Here is an 18,494-nt window from a genome sequence, read left to right as displayed (position 1 = left end):
CCTCGGGATGCACCATGGCCTYGAAGGCACGAATACTGGGTGTGAAGGTGGCGGGGTCGACGCCGAAGATGTCGTAAATCACCTCGGACCAGAACAGCTCATTAGCCTTGAGGCTGGCTCGCCAATAGCCCAGCCGGGCGATCTGCTGGACTCGATACAGGGTACGGTTGAGGTGTGCGATCTCTTCCTGCGCTGCCTCGAGCTCTTGCCGGATTCGCACACAATCGTCACCGGAGGAGACGCGGCCATGCGCTTCCCCGGACAGTGGCTCATGGCCGATGCGACTCTTCGAGCGCTTCATGGCATCTCTGGGACGATTTCGATAAAAGTGGGCTGCAGCATACTCCTTTACTTTCCATGACAATCAACGCTCTCTTGACGGTTCCCGCCCGGCGCCACCTCCAGAATGCCCAGTAGAGAGACCCAGGTGCCGCACCAGCCCCACGCGCCCTTCGCGCATCATGGCGTGATGATTCCAGGTCACCAGCGGCCTCGCCACCCTAGCCAGAACCCCCATCCAGGGCCGCACCGTTCGCACCTGCCAGTGGTAGCGAACCCGGGTGATCCGCTCGTTGCCGTCGAGTCGCCAGCTGCCGACTCCGGCCACGTCGCCACTTGCCCTGCCCTCGATCAAGTAGGGCTCGCATACGCGAGTGATGCGGATATCGAAGCGCAGGTAATAGCCCAGCCGGCTCTTCCAGACGAAGCGCTGGGTGCGCCCAATGCCGGACTCGTTGCCGGCCTCGAGCGGCTGCACATCGACCAGCCCGGGCCACCATTCCGGCCAGTGCAGTGAGTCGGTCAAGACATCAAAGACCACGGCGATCGGAGCTTCAATATGCCAGGTGGTGTCGAAGCGAAAGCTTGGCATGGGCCTAGGGTGCGAAGTGATCGGGGGGAAAGTCGGGGTCGAGGCGAACGCTCTCCAGCAGGACGCTCTCCCGTCGTTCTCCCCGCCTGTCGTAACTCGCTACTCGCAGTGGAAACAGCGTCTGGTCATCGAGCCACAGGTCATAGCGCGACACATCCTGCACCGCCCGCCCCGGCTCGGCTTCCACCACCACGTGCTGCACCGCACGCCCATCATGGGTAGTCGGCCCGAGCCGACGCGTACTGCCGTGCTGCTGCAGGCGCTGGACATTGCGCAGCAGGCTGCCCACATCCGATTGGTCAACACGATGGCCTTGCGAGCTGCGCACCATGCGATTGGTGGGGCGCAGGGAAATTGCCGCCCGCCTGCCCGGTGAACCGAAGGGCCACAGCTTCACCTTGCCGGTATCGGGACGATAGATCAGCACCGCCCCGCGGTAGGGGGTCTCCATGTCCATGCGCACGTAGCCGGGCTGTCGATAGCTGTAGCGAATGACTTCTTCGCCGCCGCTACCCTGGCTGCGCAACGTCAGTCCATAGCTTGCCAGCGCATCGATGCGCGCCAGTGCTGCCGCGATGGGGTCCTGTCCCGCGGCACCACTCATGGAAACCAGTAGCAGGGGCAGCATGCTGTCTCTCCCTTGGCATTCTCTCTTTCTGAGACTAGCAGGGCCACGGCGGGTGGGGAGGCTACGTGCATGCTATCGTAATGGCGTTTCCCAACCCACGGAGAGGCGAGATGAAATACCTGGGTGCCCATGTCAGTGCCGCCGGCGGTCCCGACCAGGCCGTGCTGCGCGCCGTCGAGATCGGCGCAGACGCCTTCGCCCTGTTCACCAAGAACCAGCGCCAGTGGCGAGCCAAGCCCCTCGAAGAGGCTACCATCGAGGCCTTTCGCAGCGCCTGCAGGGAACATGGCTTCGGCCCCGGGCAGATCCTCCCCCACGACAGCTACCTGATCAACCTCGGCCACCCGGATGCTGCCGGACTCGAGAAGTCCCGCGCCGCCTTCCTCGACGAGATGCAGCGCTGCGAGCAGCTCGGTCTCTCCCTGCTCAACTTCCATCCCGGCAGCCATCTCAGGAAGATCAGCGAGAGCGAATGCCTGAGCCGCATCGCCGACTCGATCAATCACGCCCTGGCCGATACCCGCGGCGTGGTCGCGGTGATCGAGAATACGGCGGGCCAGGGCACCAACCTGGCTGGCGCTTCGAGCACCTGGCCGAGATCATCGAGCAGGTCGATGACAAGTCGCGGGTCGGGGTGTGCATCGACACCTGCCACGCCTTTGCCGCCGGCTACGACCTGCGCACCCCCGAGGCGTGTACCGCCACCCTCGACGAATTCGGCAAGGTGGTGGGTTTCGACTACCTGCGGGGCATGCACCTCAACGACGCCAAGAGCGAGTTCGCCAGCCGCGTCGACCGCCACCACAGCCTTGGCCGGGGCAACATCGGGCTCGACGCCTTCACCACCATCATGCGCGACCCGCGCATCGACGAGATTCCGCTGGTGCTGGAGACAATCGAACCCGAGATCTGGGCCGAGGAGATTGCCTGGCTGCGCGCCCAGGCCGCAAACGAGTGATACGAGCGGCAGGCTAAGCGGGCTCCCTTTCGGCTGCCATGGTGCGCTCCAGCACGGCGCGCCAGCTCTCCTCCACCGGCAGGCCGAAGGTGTCGTGCAGGGCTTGCATCAGCGCGTCCATGCCAAGTTCTCGTTGGCTCTGCTCGCCCGTGGACTCACGCACCGTGAGTCGCGAATTCCCCAGCACGTAGCGTGCCTCAGGCGTGGTACGTGCCACACTCAGCTGATGCCGAAAGTGCGAGCCGGGATGCGTGGCGGTATACCAATTGGGCTGCTCGTAATCAACCGCCAGTTGGGGCTGCAGCGAGAGATCATACAACGGCGACCACGCATGCCCGATCAAGGCTTGCAACAGCAAGCCCTCCTCGCTCGGCACCACCCGGTAGGTCTCGTGCCCGGTCGGCTGCGGCTCCTGTGTGTCCATTGCCAGCGGCGCCGAAGGCGTATTGCCGCCGAAGCCGACATCGACGAGCCAGGACCGCCCCCCGATGACGACCCGCAGCACCATGTGGCTGCGCGGCGTCGGTGGCGCAGCGTCCGGCACCATCCACCGCACCCGTGCCAGAAGCCCCTCCACCCGAAACCCAATGGCCTCCAGCGCCCGCTTGAACAGGCCGTTCTGCTCGAAGCAGTAACCGCCACGGCGGGCGGTGATGAGCTTGGCCTCCACGACATCAGGCGATAAATCGATCCCCCTGCCCAGCAGGATGTCGAGGTTCTCGAAGGGAATGGCCGACATATGCCGCGCCTGCAGGCGGCGCAGCGCGTCGAGTGTCGGGCTCAAGGCTTCGGCATGGCCGATGCGGGCGCAGTAGGCCGCCAGGTCGAGCGCATCATGTGGTTCATTCATGGCGTGTCTCCTTCCAGGTCGCCCAGTCCAGCTGACTGACGGAAACACGATAAGACCTTAAGCAAAGTTGAGGTCAAGAGCAGTCGATATCGACTACTTCAGCTCAATCAGCCCGTGCCGCCGCAATGGCGAGGCAGGCTGGTATTACACCTTGGGCTGCTACCCTTCCACCTTGCTCGAGTCATAAATACATTGTCCTGCCACGAACGTCTGCTGCGGCTGAAGCTCGCTGTCGAGTAGCGTCACATCTGCGTCGAATCCGATAGCCAAGCGTCCTTTTCTATCATGTAAACCGAGTACCCGTGCGACGTTCCCCGAGAGCAGGCCGAGGGCCTGCTCCATGGGCAACACGCCCTCGCGCACCAGGCGTTGCCAGTCCGCGATAAGGGCGGTGTTGCGCGCCACCCGCATGCCGATATAGGCGCCCTGGGCGTCGAATTCAGGCAGGCTGCCGTTGCAATCGGAGCTCATGGTGATGCGCGCGACGGGAACGCCGCGAGCCAGCAGCCGCGACACAGCGTCGAACCCGGTCAGGCCGTCGTCGCCGGCATCGTCGAAGGCGGTCACATCCACACTGGCGTTGAAGGTCAGCGCATAGTCGGCAGCCTCCTCGAGCAACGAGTGGTTACGATTCACGTGAGTCGGTATCACTTGATCGGCGGGAATCTCGGTCTCGGACAGCAACCTGCGCAGTGGTTCCAGCCCCCGCTTTCCGTCACCGATATGGAAGTGACAGATGCCGCGCTTGTCGGCCAGCATGGCACCGATGCGTGTATCACTGACGATCCGTTCGATTTCATCCTGGCGTGGCTGGCTCGATCGGTGGTCCGAGATGGCGATTTCGCCCAGGCCGATCACTTCAGGAATCCAGGCCAAATCGCGCTGAATGTCGCCGGTCAGCGTGGGAGGCGGGACGCGATACGCACCGGTATACATGAAGGCCGATATGCCTTCGGCACCAAGCCCACGCACCTTGGCCAGCAAATCTGCCGGGGAGCGGCTGATGCTGTCGGTGCCAAGAACACCCACAACCGTGCCAATACCCATTGAGGCGATCTCGTGGGCGGTGATTTCCGGACAGCGAGTGCCGCAGCCGCCTTCGCCGCCGCCGCCGGTCACATGAACATGCTGGTCGATAAAGGCGGGCACGGCGATAAGATGACGTGCCTCCACCACCTGGATAGACCAGCCTGTCGGGATCGCAATGTCACGCCCCAGGGCCGCGATCCGGCCGTCGGCAATCAGGATGTCGGTGGCCTCGAGGGGCTCCGGTGCGAAGATGCTGCCGACCCGCAACAGGGTCAGCAACCTGTCTTCCCGGGGTTCGGCGGGCATCATGATGGCTCACCGCCAGGCGCCGTCACGGCGGCCGAATGGAAACGGCGCCCCCTGATACGCTCGATTGCGCCATCAATATCATCGATCAGCAACACCAGAAGGTCACCTTCGCTTGCCTCACCGAAGGCCCTGTCGACGGCCTGCTGCTCTTCCATGATGACCTCGACCTGGCAAGCGCCCGGCACCGACTCGGCCCCTTCGCGCAGCAGGCGAGCAGCGTCACCGGGGGCGCGTCCGCGAGCGCCGGTCTCGTAGATGAAGACAACGTCGTGCATCCTGGCAAGCAGGGCACCCAGCATGTACAGGTCCTCGTCGCGGCGGTTGCCCGGGGCACTGGCTACGCTGATCCGCCGTCGAGCCGGAATGCAGCCGACCAGTTCGCTCAGGGCCTCGAGCGCCGGTACGTTGTGTCCGTAATCGATCAGTACCTTCATGCCGTCGGCGTCGATGAGGTTGGTACGGCCGGGATTCTGGCCCGGGGTGGGGTGGAAGGTCTGCAGGCCCATCTGGATATCGGCGATAGACAGACCCAGGGCGTAGGCGGCGGCACTGGCCGCCAGGGCGTTGGCGATATTGAAGCGGGCGTGCCCCTCGAAGGTGATCGGTACGTTCACCATCGGAATCACATCGGCCTCGACATGGCCCTGGCGCATCACGATGCTTTCGTTGTTGACGGTAAAGGCGACGCCCTGTTCGCGGACATGCTGACGGACAGGGCGGAATTTGGGGTCCAGTGTGAAGAAGATGATGTCACCCCGGGCCCACTCCCGGCCTTCCAGTACCCGGGGGTCGTCGGCATTGAGCACGGCCGTACCGCCCTGGCGGACGGCATCGATCACGACGGTCTTGCAGCGCGCCAGTTCATCGAGGGTATGGATGTCGTGTTCGCCAAGATGGTCGCTGGCGATATTGAGCAGCACGCCCACGTCGCACTCATCGAAGCCCAGGCCGCGGCGCATGATGCCACCGCGGGCGACTTCCAGTACGGCACACTCGACCGTGGGCTCGCGCAGCACGATCGCTGCCGCCTGGGGGCCGCTGTAGTCCCCGCGCAGGATCACATGGTTATCGATCTCGATGGCGCCGGTACAGGCCATGCCGACGTTGCGTCCCGATTGCCGTAGCAGGTGCGAGAGCAACCGCACCGTGGTGGTCTTGCCGTTGGTGCCGGTGACCGCCGCGATGGGAATCCGTCCTGTTGTCTCACTGTCGGGGAACAGCATGTCGATCACCGGGCGACCCACGTCGCGGCCCTCCCCGTGGGTGGGCGAGAGGTGCATGCGAAAGCCGGGGCCGGCATTGACCTCAACCACGGCGGCGGACTGCTCCTCCAGGGGCCGGCTCAGGGTCTCGGCCAATAGGTCGATGCCGATGATGTCCAGCCCTACCAGCCGCGCGATGCGCTCCGCCGCATAGCGCACTTCCGGATGAACATCGTCGGTCACGTCCGTGGCGGTGCCCCCCGTGCTGAGATTCGCCGTGGGCTTGAGAAAGACCATCCCGCCGTCCGGGATCACGCTCTGCAGAGTCAGGTTCTGCTGCTCGATCATCCGCAGCGACTGCTCGTCCAGCTCGATACGGGTCAGCAGGTTGGCGTGGCCGATGCCGCGACGCGGGTCCTGGTTCTCCCGGTCGACCAGGGCCAGCAGGGTATCGATGCCGTTACCGACCACGTGGGCCGGGCGGCGCCGGGCGGCGGCCACGAGGGTGTTGTTGATGACCAGCAGCCGATGGTCCTCGCCCTTGATGTACTGCTCGACGATCACAGAGGGGTTGTGATGAGAGGCGATGTCGAAGGCATCACTCAGCGCCTGGCCGTCCTCGATGTTGGTGCTCACCCCGCGGCCATGGTTGCCGATGACCGGCTTGACCGCGACGGGATAGCCGATGTCGCGGACGGCGTCGAGCGCCTCGTGGAATGAGCCACATACCCTCCCCCGGGGTACTGGGATCCCGGCATCGCCGAGCACCTGCTTGGTCCACGCCTTGTCGTCGGCGATACCGTAGCTGATCAGGTTCGTATGGCCGGTCACCGTGGCCTGGATACGCTGCTGCCGATGGCCGTGGCCGAACTGGATGTAGCTGTTATCCTCGCTCAGGCGCATATGGGGAATCCCGCGCTGAGTGGCAGCCGCGACGATGGCCGCCGTGGAGGGGCCGAGCATATGGGCATCGCGCACCTGGCTAAGACGGTCGATGATCGCCGGCATGTCGATCGTCGCTCCGCTGAAGAGGCGCTCGACGAAATCGATGGCCTCTACGCCGGCAGCCAGACCGCAGGCTTCATCCCGATACCGATAGACGACGTTGTAGATGCCGGATTCATAGGAATCGACCGTCTTGCCATAGCCTACCGAAAAGCCGATCAGGTTCTGTAGTTCGATCGAGACATGTTCCACCACGTGGCCGGCCCAGGTACCCCGCTCCAGCCGCTCCAGAAAGCCGCCGGGCCTCCCGACCGAGCAACGGTGTTCGTGGAGAGTCGGCAGGAGTTCGGTGATGCGTTCCACGATGCCCGGCACTCTGTCGCTCGGCCGCTCCTCGAGCTCACCGATGTCCAGCCGCATGAAGATGGCCGGATAACGGCTGTAGTAGTTCGGACCGCGAAGGGCCCGATGTTCGAGAATCTTCATCGACGCTCCGCGAGCAGGGCGCCGAGTTCGTCAGGGACGAGGTAGCGGCGTGCACCGACATCGTAGCCGTGGCCGTCGACCATCGCATGGAGGATCATATGCTCCACGGCGACCGGCTCGCCCATGGCAAGCTCCGCAATATTCGATCGGGCCAGATCCCGGCTGTCGATCAGGATGACGTGCCCCGGCCCGATGGCTTCCAGAATGCCATGGGGGTGAATGATTACGGCGGCATCCTCGCCCAGGCCTACCCCCAGGTGTTCCGGATTGCTCGCCCCAACCTCCATCAGTCGGGTAAAGCGGCCGCGCTCGAGGAAGTGGCTGTCGATGATCAGGCCGTCGACGAAGCCGAGGCCGAAGGTCATGTTGACGGCCCCCTTGCGCAGGGCGTCGGCGGCGGCGCCGTTGTAGATCATGGTGCCCGGCATGGCCGCTGCCCCGGCACTGGTCCCGGCCACCACGGCGCCATCCTGCAGGCGTTGTCGGATGGCCTTCAGAACCGATGAGCCGCCCAGGACATTGGTCAGGCGCAGCTGGTCACCGCCGCTGAAGAAGATGACACCGCTCTGCTCGATCAGGCGCACCGTGTCGGCATCGGCCGCCTCCTGGCGGTCACGAATCCCCAGCGTATGGACCTGGCTTGCGCCCAGGCGAGAAAAAGCGGCTTCGTACTCCGGCAGCACCTCGTCAGGAATGCTGCTCGCCGTGGCGATGACCGCAACCTCCTGATTGTCGTCAGGGGCCATGCGAAAGACCTTTTCCAGGATCTCAAGATCTGAGGTCCTGTCCTCGGCACCGCCGATGGCCACGAGGTGGCCGGATGCCGAGAAACGTGGAGACACCATATTACCTTCGCCGCCCAGCGACGCTCTTGAGAAACACTGAATAATCGCCGATTTCGGCAATGTTGTATCGCACTATTTTAACGCCCATTCTTTATATCAGGTGAAAACCATCCTAGACAGATTAATAACCAAACCCCAACCTCACTAGATTTCTCATACTGATCAATGAAGCTTCTGAAATCTTGCGTGCTGGCCGCACGCAACACCGATAAAACGCTATGATTCGATGAATGGCCCTGCCCGTTCTTGGCCCGTGAACCAGGAAAAGGGAGAGTCATGTCCTGGCCGCCGCTCGCTGGACCTCGTCGGCATGGACCGTGACAGCCGATATCGAGACCAGAGGCCACCATGAGCGATCGGAATATTTTTGTTGTCGGGCTGGATGACTATAATCGTAAACGGCTCGAGGATTTACGTGGTGCTGAGAATTATCGGTTTCATGGCGTCATCGAGCCAGCGGAGGTCTATGACACGGAAATCTTTCCTATCGAAGAGATGCTGGCCAGGGCCGAAGCGCAGTTAAAAGATTTCCATGAACCCATCGACGCTATCGTTGGCTACATGGATTTTCCCGTCTCGACCATGCTGCCGCTGCTCTGCGAGCGGCTTGGTACGCGTTCAACCAGTCTCGAAAGTTTACTCAAATGCGAGCACAAGTATTGGAGTCGACTCGTTCAGCATGAAGTTGTTGCCGAATATATTCCCCGCTTTACCGCCTTCGACCCCTTCGACGCCCAGGCACTGCAGCATATCGGGGAGGCAGGGCTGTATTTTCCCTTCTTCGTCAAACCCATCAAATCCTCAGGCTCGCGACTGGGCTTTCGCATCGAAAGCCCCGAAGACTTCGCCCATGCCGTAGCGCGGCTATGTGAAAGCATCGGGACAATTTCAGAGCCCTTCAATTACGTGCTGGAGCACGCCAGTCTGCCTGATAACGTACGCTTGATTGATGGCGGCCACTGCATGGCGGAAGAGATTATTGGCGGGTGGCAATGTACGGTCGAGGGATACGTGTTCCAGGGCGAGGTTGTCTCGTATGGAATCGTCGACTCGATTCGCTATCCGCAGGTACTGAGCTTTTTCTCTTATCGCTACCCGTCCCGCCTCCCCGCTTCCATTCAGACAAATATGCAGGAGCTTACTCGTCAGGTCATGACACATATCGGATATGACAATGCCGCCTTCAACATCGAATACTTCTGGGACGAGGTGCAAGATCGCATCTGGCTGCTGGAGATCAATACCCGCATTGCACAATCGCATTGCGACCTGTTCGAAAAGGTCGATGGGATCAGTCATCAGCAAGTGACGGTGGACCTGGCTCTGGGGCAGTTGCCAGACATGCCCCATCGCCAAGGAGCATTCAAGGTCGCAGCGAAATTCTTTTATCGAGTGTTCTTTGTCGACGCCACCGTCAGCCAAGTACCGAGCTCCGAAGAAATCGAGACACTGCAACAAGCATTCCCCGGCACCTTGATCACGGTACAGGTCGAGATCGGTATGCGCCTGTCATCCCTGCCTGAGCAAGACAGCTACAGTTACGCCTTAGCTTACGTGTGGATGGGCGCAGACGACGATCTTGCGCTACAAGAGAACTATGCACGACTTGCCGAGCAGCTGCATTTCGCGTTCGAGGATATCATCGGCTGACGAGTTCTCGGCACGGACATGAATGGTAAGAAATCCAGTGACGGAAATGGGAGCAGGGTCATGCATATTGTCAGCGATTTTCCCCGCGACGTGCAGGAGGAAGAAGATTGGATCACGCTGGCCGATGGCTGCCGGCTGGGCATACGTATCTGGCGCCCAGTGGATGCCGAGAGCGATCCGGTGCCGGCCATTCTCGAGTATATACCCTATCGCAAGCGAGACCTGACGGCGATGCGCGATACGCAAACGTATGTCTACTGGGCCGGCCATGGCTACGCCGGGGTACGTGTCGACATGCGCGGCTGCGGCGATTCCGACGGCGTCTTGACCGACGAATACCTGCAGCAGGAACTGGACGATGGCGTCGAGATTCTGCACTGGCTGGGTAAGCAACCCTGGTGTACCGGTGATGTAGGCATGGTCGGCATCTCCTGGGGAGGGTTCAATGGCCTGCAGATCGCGGCACTGCAGCCGCCCGAGCTGAAGGCCGTCATCACGCTTTGCTCGACCGATGATCGCTACGCCGATGATGTTCACCACATGGGTGGCTGTCTGCTCGGCGACAACCTGTCATGGGCCTCGACCATGTTCGATGCCAATACCTGTCCACCCGACCCGCTATTGGTCGGTGAACGCTGGCGGAGGATGTGGCTGGAGCGTCTTGAGCATAGTGGGCTCTGGCTGGCTACCTGGTTACAGCATCAGCGCCGCGACGACTATTGGAAGCATGGCTCGGTCTGCGAGGACTTCTCCCGCATTCGTTGCCCCGTCTATGCCGTTAGCGGCTGGGCAGACGGATACTGCAATGCCGTGTTCCGACTGCTCGCGGGGCTCGACGTGCCACGCAAGGGCCTGGTTGGCCCTTGGGCGCACATGTATCCCCACCTTGGCGTTCCGGGCCCGGCCATCGGCTTTTTGCAGGAATCGCTACGCTGGTGGGACTATTGGTTGAAGGGCAAGGAAACGGGCATCATGGACGAGCCGATGCTGCGCGTGTGGATGCAGGAATCGGTTCCACCGTCGGCCCGTTACGAGGTACGGCCGGGGCGCTGGGTTGCCGAACCGAGCTGGCCATCGCCGCGGATCGAACCGAAACACTTCCGTTTCACCAGCGGCCATGACCTCCTGCCTACCCCTCAGGGCCCCGTGGCTTCCGTGCCGGGCGCCGATGTTCCCCTTTCCGTACGCTCGCCACTGTCGGTAGGGCTGTATGCCGGCAAGTGGTGCTCCTACAATGCCCCGCCGGACCTGCCTCACGATCAACGCGAAGAGGACGGTGGCTCTCTGATATTCCAGACGGCACGGCTCGAACAGGACATCGAGATTTGCGGACAACCCGTTGTCGAACTCGACATCGAGGCCGATCAGCCGGTGGCGATGGTGGCACTGAGGCTCAGCGATATTGCAGTAGACGACAAGGCGACCCGGATTTCCTATGGCCTGCTCAACCTGACCCACCGTGACAGTAACGAATTTCCCCAGCAACTGGAGCCCGGCAAGCGTTATCACATACGCGTACTGCTTAAGCACATTGCCCAGAAGTTTCCCGTGGGCCACGCCATTCGGCTCTCGCTCTCGAGCAGTTACTGGCCGCTGGCCTGGCCGTCGCCAGTTCCCGTCAAGTTGACAGTGCATCCCACCGGCTGCCGGCTGATCCTGCCATGCCGCGAGCCTCGACCCCAGGAAGAAGCGGCGCTGACGCCATTTGACCCGCCGGAGTGCGCGCCGCCACTAGCCGCGACCCTGATACGGCCGAGCCAAGAAACGTGGCGAGTGATACGTGATCTGGCCAATGATCAGACTACACTCGAAGTCATCAATGACGAAGGCACTTTCCGCCTCGATGATATCGATCTTGAACTCTCGTCACGAGTTGTCGAACGCTATACCTATGCCTACGGCAGCTACGACAGCCTGAGCGGCTGGACCGAGTGGGAGCGCAGTTTCCGACGCGGCGACTGGGTAGTACGCAGCATGACCCGCACATTGATGACGTCCAACGCAGAAAATTTTCGCTTGCGTGCAACGATGGATGCCTATGAGGGAGAAAGCCGAGTTATTTCCAAGAGTTGGGACGAGGAGATCCCACGCGACCTTATTTGAGCGCAGGTATGCGGGAACGATTACTTTTCTGAGAGAAAAGGCGTGCCAAGATGACCGCTTTGCGCAGCTCCGCTCCCCTCTGAGCCGCTCGGCGAGCACCGTTGCAGCCCCTCATCTTGGCCGCTGTCGCTCCTCGAGAAGTAGGGCACGACCGGTGAGCAGGCGCGCCGATATTACACTTTCTCCCCGTCGCGCCTCACGCTCAAGCAGCGCACGCTTTCTCTCCACACCCCAGCGGTAGCCGGAAAGCGCCCCGTCGCTGCGCACCACCCGGTGACAGGGAATGGCAAGCGCAATGGTATTGGAGGCACAGGCACTGGCCACCGCGCGCACCGCCCTGGGCGAGCCGATCCGCTCCGCCAGCTCCGTATAGCTGATGGTGGCACCCACGGGAATCTTGGTCAGCGCCTGCCAGACCCGCTGCTGAAAGGCAGTGCCACGAATGTCCAGCGGCAGCGACAGCCCGATATCAGGCGCCTCGACAAAACCCACCACCTGGGCCACCCAGGCGTCGAAATCCTTTCCACCCGGGGCCAGGCTGGCGCTGGCGAAGCGATCCTGGAACTCCCGTAACAGCTCCTCGGGATCATTTCCCAGTGAAATGGCGCAAATCCCTTTCTCACTTGCCGCAACCAGAATCGTGCCCAGTGAACACTCTCCCAGAGCAAAACGAATATTCATGCCCTCTCCTCCCGAACGATAGCGCTTCGGCGTCATGCCGAGTATCTGGGTCGAAGCGGCGTAGAAGCGTCCGCTGGAGTGGTATCCCGCTTGATAGATCGCCTCGGTCACCGTTTCGCTGTTCAACAGCTCGACCCGCACCCGTTCGGCGCGCCATGCCTTGGCATAGGCCTTGGGCGTCAGGCCAGTGATCGACTTGAACACACGATGAAAGTGGAAGCGACTCAGGCCAGCCACCCGCGCCAGATCGTCGAGGGAAGGAAGCTCCTCGGAGGCTTCGATGAGTCGGCAGGCCCTGGCAACGCTCTCGGCATGCCGCTGGGCCAACGATGTCTCCTGAGGCCGGCAGCGCTGACAGGGGCGGTAGCCGGCGCGCTCGGCAGCCGCTCCATCGGCATGGAATTCGGCATTTTCCCGCCGCGGCCGGCGCGATGCGCAGGTCGGGCGGCAATAGATCCCGGTAGTGCGCACCGCATAGACGAAAGCGCCGTCCGCCGCGGTATCGCGGGCCAGTACCGCCACCCATTTCGCTTCATCGGAATCGAAGATGGCAAGTGACTCGGTCGTTGTCTCGATCATGGCGGGCCTCCGCTGTGGATCCGGCGTTCACCGTGAGCTCAGGATGGCCCTTGGGCCCGACAGCAACACTCCGTCCCTTGCTTTCAAAACGAGCCCGCCCCTTTGCAAGATTCACAGCATAGCATTGCCAGGTTTTTTCGATTCAGCGGCAAGAAGCGAGTGAAGGCTCACCGGCACCGACAGGGATCGCCTGAGCCTACAACCAGGCCGTTTTGCTGCCAATGCAGCAGCCGATCAAGAACTCCCTCTCGAACAATACGGCTACCGCCCGCGTTCCCAGCTTCCCAGCTTCCCAGCTTCCCAGCTTCCCAGCTTCCCAGCCAGATGGTCATAGCAGAATCGCGCGCTCCACATATTGTTAGCTCTATGCCTAACGGTTTATGTCTGACAAGCATAGGCCAAAGAGACACAATGCAACGACATCGAGCAAGACGGAGCGGGATCACCGCTCCGCTACCAACAAGCCAAACTCGAGGTGTCACATGATTGCCGTTATCTTCGAAGTCATCCCCAAGTCCGGTCGTCGCGACCAGTACCTGGACATTGCCGCCAGCCTGCGTCCGCTGCTCGACGAAATCGATGGCTTCATCTCCATCGAACGCTTCGAGAGCCTGACCCAGCCAGGAAAGGTCCTCTCGCTCTCCTTCTGGCGCGATGAGGAAGCCGTGGCCCAGTGGCGCCGGCTCGAGCGCCACCGCTCCGCCCAGTCCCAGGGGCGCGAAGTGGTCTTCGACGACTATCGTCTGAGAGTAGCCTCGGTGATGCGCGACTACGGTATGAATGAGCGCGGACAGGCGCCTGCCGACAGCCGCGAGCGCCATGACCGTCCTGAAACCCCAAAACAATAGCGCCCCACGACACCAGAATTTCACCCGGCTCGATGGCAGCGGAAAGTGATGGGGCAGATGTCGAAATCGACTACGTTGAAGCGACGAAGGGAAGCAGGATCTACAACAATCCCCTGGAGACCCATCATGCAGCTTTCCACCTATCTGATCTTCGATGGCAACTGCGAGAAGCCTTCAAGTTCTATCAGCGCTGCTTCGACGCCAAGCTCGAGGCCATGGCCACCTATGCCGAAATGCCCGACAGCGAGGACATGGACATACCCCCGGAGGCCCGCGACCTGATCATGCACGCCCGCCTGCGCATCGGCGACCAGTGGCTGATGGCATCGGACAACTCCCCCGCATGCCCGGCTCCCTATGAAGGCATCAAGGGCGCGAGCATTGCGGTCGGCGTTGACTCCGTGGAGGAGGCCGAACGGCTCTTCAATGCCCTGGCCGATAACGGCACGGTACAGATGCCGCTCGAAGAAACCTTCTGGGCGCATCGCTTCGGCATGCTGGAGGATCAATTCGGCGTTGCCTGGATGATCAACTACGACAAGGAAGAGCAGGCGGCAGCCTAGCGCAACACCGCTTCCTCCCTCAGCCGCTCGGCAAGCCGGTCAATGAAGCCCCGGACCTTGGCCGCCGGGCGGCCTTCCCTGTGCCGGGCAGAGCGCAGTGAGTAAATCACAATCCCATCATCGCCTATGCCTACAGATACCCATTGTCTATAATTGCCTCTACAGACACTTGGGGATTATGGCCATGAGCGTGATGGAAGCTGCAACCCACAGCAAGTCCACTGCAGCTACCGGCTGAAGGCCGCTGTCGCAATCCTGGAGAAGTGGGGCGCGACCGGGGAGCAGGGCGCAGCGATATTGCGTGTCTCCCGTAGCACCTATGCGCGAGCGAAGCGGCGCGACCCGACCTGGGAGGTCAGCCTCGATGCCGACCAGCTCACTCGCATCAGCCTGGTGCTTAACATTCACTCGGCGCTGCGGGTGGTCTTCGACAATCCGGAGAACCTCTACGGCTTCATGTCCATGGCCAACCACAACAGCTTCTTCCATGGCCGCACGCCGCTGGAAGTGATCGCGCAAGGTGACTTCATCTCTCTCTACGAGACCTTCAAACGGATCGATACCCTGAGAGGGGCTCAATGGTGAGTCTGGGGGCGCTTCCCCGGCTACCGGGAAGGCAGCAGCGCGCCTACCGTCTGGTGAATTCCAAGTTCCCGCCTATCAACGTCTTCGATGACGTCGCCAGTGCCGATGAGTTCCAGGCGCTCTACGCACTCCAGGCGCTGACCAATCCACGGTTACGGAACGAGGCCGGCCGCCTCGACCTGATCCCACCAGAGGAGATCCCCTTCGGCATTCCAGGATGCTCCTATGCAGTGGCGCCGTTCACCCATGTGAATCCTGATGGCTCGCGCTTCAGTGACGGCAGCTTCGGCATCCTCTACCTGGGCGACACCATGGATACAGCCCTGGCCGAGGTACAGCACCATCAAGAGGTCTACTGGCGCAATGTGCCCGACCTGAGCTACGAACGCTTCGTGTTTCGTGGCCTGGCTTGCGATTTCGACGAGGCCGGGATGGCGGATGCATTGACGATTCGCCGCGAGCACGATATCTATTCGCCGGACGACTACAGCGCTTCCCGCCAGCTTGGACTTGCCCTCAAAGCACAGGGCACATCCGGGCTGCGCTACCATTCAGTTCGCGCTTCCGGAGCCACCTGCTGGAGTCTGATGACCCCACGGCCGGTGGCGTCCATGGTGCAAACCGCCCACTTCGAAATGATCTGGAGCGGCACCATCGTCTCGGTCAACCAAGTGTCATCGATCGACTCTCGCTCATAACAACTCCGACTGAGCGTTTTCATTGAGTCAAGGAGCTCGATCCATAACGATGCATGGGATCTTGATATCAGCAGAGCTCCTCCTCCATGCCCCCTCCGTCTATCAGTCAGCCATGCCCCTCGATAATTGAACGACAGGCACTCTCTCTGGACGGAGCGCCCCTCAACCCTACGCCCCGGCCCCGCCTTTACGCCCGCACTATGAAGCTTCACTGACCGCGGCCTTGTCCGTCACCGGATCGGCCTTGGCGCCGACCGCCTCGCGGCGCTCCGAGTAGCGGTCCACCATCGTCTCGGCGTGGGGGCGCATCAGCAGGGTGAAGCGCACCAGCTCTTCCATCACGTCGACGATGCGGTCATAGAGCGGCGATGGGAGCATGCGCCCGGCCTCGTCGAATTCCTGATACGCCTTGGGCACGCTGGACTGGTTGGGGATGGTGACCATGCGCATCCAGCGCCCCAGCAGACGCAGGGTATTTACCGCATTGAACGACTGCGAGCCACCGCTGACCTGCATTACCGCCAGGGTGCGCCCCTGGGTGGGTCGCACCGCGCCCATGCTCAGCGGCAGGTGATCGATCTGCGTCTTCATCACGCCGGTGATCTGGCCGTGACGCTCGGGGCTGCACCACACCTGTCCCTCGGACCAGATGGCCAGCTCACGCAGCTCCCGCACCGCCGGGTGATCGTCGCCCGCCACCTGATCCGGCAGCGGCAGATCCGATGGATCGAAGATGCGCGTCTCGGCGCCGAAATAACGCAGCAGTCGCGCCGCCTCCTCCACCGCCAGGCGCGAATAGGAACGCTCCCGCAGTGAGCCGTATAGCAGCAGGATGCGCGGCGGATGGCCGAGCGGATCGGGCAGGTTCTGGCCGGGGCGCTGGCGGGTAAAGCGCTCATCGAGCGCAGGCAAGTGGTCGGGATCGGACAGCGTGCGAAGCCTCATGTCATCTCCTTCATGGCATAGGTTTGCAGAACGTGCAGGGCGCCCAGGGCGGCGAGCCCCAGGGCGGCGGAAAACAGCAGCGCCTGGGTGCCGAAGCGCTCGATCAGCAGGGCAAAGGCCAGCGGCGCCAGCGCCTGGCCGAAGCGTGCCGGTACCATCAGGATTCCCTGGCGCAGCCCGTAGCCGTGTGGGCCGAAGATCGCCAGCGGCAGCGTGCCCTTGGCAATGGTGAGAATGCCGTTGCCGGCGCCGTGCAGCAGTACGAACAGTGTGGCCAACGGCGCCCCCAGCGTGATCACGCCGAGGGCGCCAAGGGGATGGGCGACCACCGCCAGCTTTGCCGAGAACAAGGGATGAAAGCGCCGCAGCAGCGAGAACTCGAGCAACCGAGCGGCCACCTGTGCCGGACCCACCAGCGCCGCGGCGGCAATCGCGGCCGCCGGTGACAGGCCCGCAATCTGCAGCAGCCACGGAAGGTGTGCAGCCATCGCGGTGCTGACGAACCAGGTCACGGCGAAGACATAGGCCAACAGCACCATGGGCAGCCAGGACGCGTTGGCCTCGCCCGCCGCCATCTCGGCATGGGTCGCAGGCGGCTGGATACCGAACGGTATCAGCAGCCGATTGAGCGGCAGCCCCAGCAGCAGGTGCACGGCCGCCCAGGTGAAGCAGGCGTTCTGCCAGCCGAACTCGGCGTTGAGCCAGCCAGTAATCGGCCAGCATACGGTGCTGGCAAAGCCCGCCAGCAGGGTGATGCCGGTAATCGGACCGCGCGCCTCGCGGCCATAGAGTCCCGCCAGGGTCGAGAAGGCCGATTCGTACAACCCCATGCCCATGCCGACGCCGATCACCAGCCACCCCACCCACAGCATCAGCGGCCCGGTGGCCAGCCCCAGCAGCACCAGGCCCAGGGCAAATACCAGGCTCGATACCGTCAGAACGTCGCGCCCACCGAAATGATCGATTCGTCGCCCCACTGCCGGCCCCAGAATTGCCGACACCACCAGCGCCGAGGAGAACGCCGCGAATACCGCGCCGGTGGAGAGGCCGAGATCCTGCGCCATGGGCACGGCGAGGATGGCCGGCAGATAGTAGGTCGAGCCCCAGGCCAGGGTCTGGGAGACGCCCAGGGCGACGACGACTCCGGTGCGCGAGTCCATCAAATGCCTCGAGCATCGAGGTATATAGGCCTGAAAATACATCTCGAATTCATTCTTGTTGCTCCTCCCACTTCGCCGATGCTCCGCCCGCCATACGGCGGCTCTCGAGGATGCAGTCCGTGGCATCCAGCCAGGCGTCCACCGCCACCTGGAAGGCGTCCCGCCCCTTGGCCGTCAGTGCGTAGACCTTGCGCGAGCGCCCCTGCACCACCTCGGCGGTAGCGCTCAGGTAGCCCCCCGCCTCGAACTCGTTGAGCATCGGGTAGACCGTGCCCTCCGACGGACTGCAACATCCATGTGTGCTCTTCTCCACCGCCTGCACCACCTCGTAGCCGTGCATCGGCTTGCGGTGCAGTACGCTAAGCACGAAGAACTTCGACAGCGACATCTTGATCGTGCCGTGCCAGTACGAAGGATCGCTGTACTCGGGGATCTTGCGGCCAGCGGCCGCCTCGGTTTTTGCCTTGGTCATGGCGGAAAAATATACCTCGGGGGTCGAGGCGTCAAGTCAGCGACAGCCAAGCCACTCCAGCAATACCCGGTCAAATACTTCGGGCTC

General features: G+C 62.4%; 16 protein-coding genes and 2 pseudogenes. 7 read left to right on the top strand and 11 right to left on the bottom strand.

Annotated features, from left to right (window positions below; genetic code table 11):
* The 3 genes and pseudogenes from Q427_RS25740 to Q427_RS25730 form a co-directional block, all read right to left on the bottom strand.
* Positions 1 to 301: pseudogene (locus tag Q427_RS25740) on the bottom strand (sensor domain-containing diguanylate cyclase); the annotation flags it as partial.
* A gap of 63 nt (positions 302 to 364) precedes the next feature.
* Positions 365 to 871: an SRPBCC family protein gene (locus Q427_RS25735; protein WP_043518256.1), complete on the bottom strand. Its 507-nt coding sequence runs from the start codon at positions 869 to 871 to the stop codon at positions 365 to 367.
* A 4-nt stretch (positions 872 to 875) separates the two neighbouring features.
* Positions 876 to 1,499, bottom strand: a complete 624-nt coding sequence (locus tag Q427_RS25730) for a LolA family protein (RefSeq protein ID WP_051496719.1) — start codon at positions 1,497 to 1,499, stop codon at positions 876 to 878.
* A gap of 110 nt (positions 1,500 to 1,609) precedes the next feature.
* Here Q427_RS25730 and nfo point away from each other — a divergent pair.
* A pseudogene (gene nfo, locus Q427_RS25725) lies at positions 1,610 to 2,457 on the top strand (deoxyribonuclease IV).
* A 13-nt stretch (positions 2,458 to 2,470) separates the two neighbouring features.
* On the opposite strand, the gene Q427_RS25720 reads toward nfo, so the two are convergent.
* The 4 genes from Q427_RS25720 to Q427_RS25705 form a co-directional block, all read right to left on the bottom strand.
* Positions 2,471 to 3,307, bottom strand: a complete 837-nt coding sequence (locus tag Q427_RS25720) for an arylamine N-acetyltransferase family protein (protein ID WP_043518254.1) — start codon at positions 3,305 to 3,307, stop codon at positions 2,471 to 2,473.
* A gap of 159 nt (positions 3,308 to 3,466) precedes the next feature.
* Positions 3,467 to 4,645, bottom strand: coding sequence for a beta-aspartyl-peptidase (gene iadA / locus Q427_RS25715; protein WP_051496718.1), 1,179 nt, complete (start codon positions 4,643 to 4,645; stop codon positions 3,467 to 3,469).
* Entirely contained in the window at positions 4,642 to 7,278 is a 2,637-nt protein-coding gene (cphA, locus tag Q427_RS25710) for a cyanophycin synthetase (protein WP_043518252.1), read from the bottom strand. Before cphA ends, iadA begins: the two co-directional genes overlap by 4 nt.
* The gene (locus Q427_RS25705) at positions 7,275 to 8,123 is read right to left on the bottom strand and encodes a cyanophycinase (protein ID WP_043518250.1); all 849 of its coding nucleotides are present in this window, start codon (positions 8,121 to 8,123) and stop codon (positions 7,275 to 7,277) included. Before Q427_RS25705 ends, cphA begins: the two co-directional genes overlap by 4 nt.
* 348 nt (positions 8,124 to 8,471) lie before the next feature.
* Here Q427_RS25705 and Q427_RS25700 point away from each other — a divergent pair, with 348 nt between their 5' ends.
* Entirely contained in the window at positions 8,472 to 9,773 is a 1,302-nt protein-coding gene (locus Q427_RS25700; RefSeq protein ID WP_043518248.1) for an ATP-grasp domain-containing protein, read from the top strand.
* Between the two features lie 60 nt (positions 9,774 to 9,833).
* A complete protein-coding gene (locus Q427_RS25695; protein WP_043518246.1) occupies positions 9,834 to 11,876 on the top strand; it encodes a CocE/NonD family hydrolase in 2,043 nt (680 codons plus the stop codon).
* A 111-nt stretch (positions 11,877 to 11,987) separates the two neighbouring features.
* Here the strand turns inward: Q427_RS25695 and ada are convergent, their stop codons facing one another.
* Positions 11,988 to 13,136 carry a bifunctional DNA-binding transcriptional regulator/O6-methylguanine-DNA methyltransferase Ada gene (ada, locus tag Q427_RS25690; RefSeq protein ID WP_051496717.1) on the bottom strand — a complete coding sequence of 383 codons (1,149 nt, stop codon included), beginning with the start codon at positions 13,134 to 13,136 and terminating at the stop codon, positions 11,988 to 11,990.
* A 482-nt stretch (positions 13,137 to 13,618) separates the two neighbouring features.
* Between ada and Q427_RS25685 the strand changes: the two genes are divergently transcribed.
* From Q427_RS25685 to Q427_RS25670, 4 genes are all read left to right on the top strand, one after another.
* Positions 13,619 to 13,984, top strand: coding sequence for an antibiotic biosynthesis monooxygenase family protein (locus Q427_RS25685; RefSeq protein WP_043518244.1), 366 nt, complete (start codon positions 13,619 to 13,621; stop codon positions 13,982 to 13,984).
* 32 nt (positions 13,985 to 14,016) lie between these two features.
* Positions 14,017 to 14,547 (top strand): VOC family protein, encoded by a 531-nt coding sequence (locus Q427_RS25680; protein ID WP_197030827.1) that lies wholly within the window; start codon positions 14,017 to 14,019, stop codon positions 14,545 to 14,547.
* 153 nt (positions 14,548 to 14,700) lie between these two features.
* A complete protein-coding gene (locus Q427_RS25675; RefSeq protein ID WP_231613925.1) occupies positions 14,701 to 15,132 on the top strand; it encodes an antitoxin Xre-like helix-turn-helix domain-containing protein in 432 nt (143 codons plus the stop codon).
* On the top strand, positions 15,126 to 15,830 hold the full coding sequence (locus Q427_RS25670; protein ID WP_043518242.1) for an RES family NAD+ phosphorylase: 705 nt from the start codon (positions 15,126 to 15,128) through the stop codon (positions 15,828 to 15,830). Before Q427_RS25675 ends, Q427_RS25670 begins: the two co-directional genes overlap by 7 nt.
* 198 nt (positions 15,831 to 16,028) lie before the next feature.
* Here the strand turns inward: Q427_RS25670 and arsH are convergent, their stop codons facing one another.
* The 3 genes from arsH to Q427_RS25655 are packed head-to-tail and all read right to left on the bottom strand — an operon-like array spanning position 16,029 to position 18,407.
* Positions 16,029 to 16,775 (bottom strand): arsenical resistance protein ArsH, encoded by a 747-nt coding sequence (arsH, locus tag Q427_RS25665; RefSeq protein ID WP_043518240.1) that lies wholly within the window; start codon positions 16,773 to 16,775, stop codon positions 16,029 to 16,031.
* Positions 16,772 to 17,935: an MFS transporter gene (locus Q427_RS25660; RefSeq protein WP_043518239.1), complete on the bottom strand. Its 1,164-nt coding sequence runs from the start codon at positions 17,933 to 17,935 to the stop codon at positions 16,772 to 16,774. Before Q427_RS25660 ends, arsH begins: the two co-directional genes overlap by 4 nt.
* Positions 17,936 to 17,984: 49 nt before the next feature.
* The gene (locus Q427_RS25655) at positions 17,985 to 18,407 is read right to left on the bottom strand and encodes a PadR family transcriptional regulator (RefSeq protein WP_081786220.1); all 423 of its coding nucleotides are present in this window, start codon (positions 18,405 to 18,407) and stop codon (positions 17,985 to 17,987) included.
* Positions 18,408 to 18,494 lie beyond the last annotated feature (87 nt).

This window comes from Halomonas sp. BC04, assembly GCF_000568385.1.
Note: the sequence above shows the minus strand (reverse complement) of the source record. Positions and strands in the feature narration are given on the sequence as shown.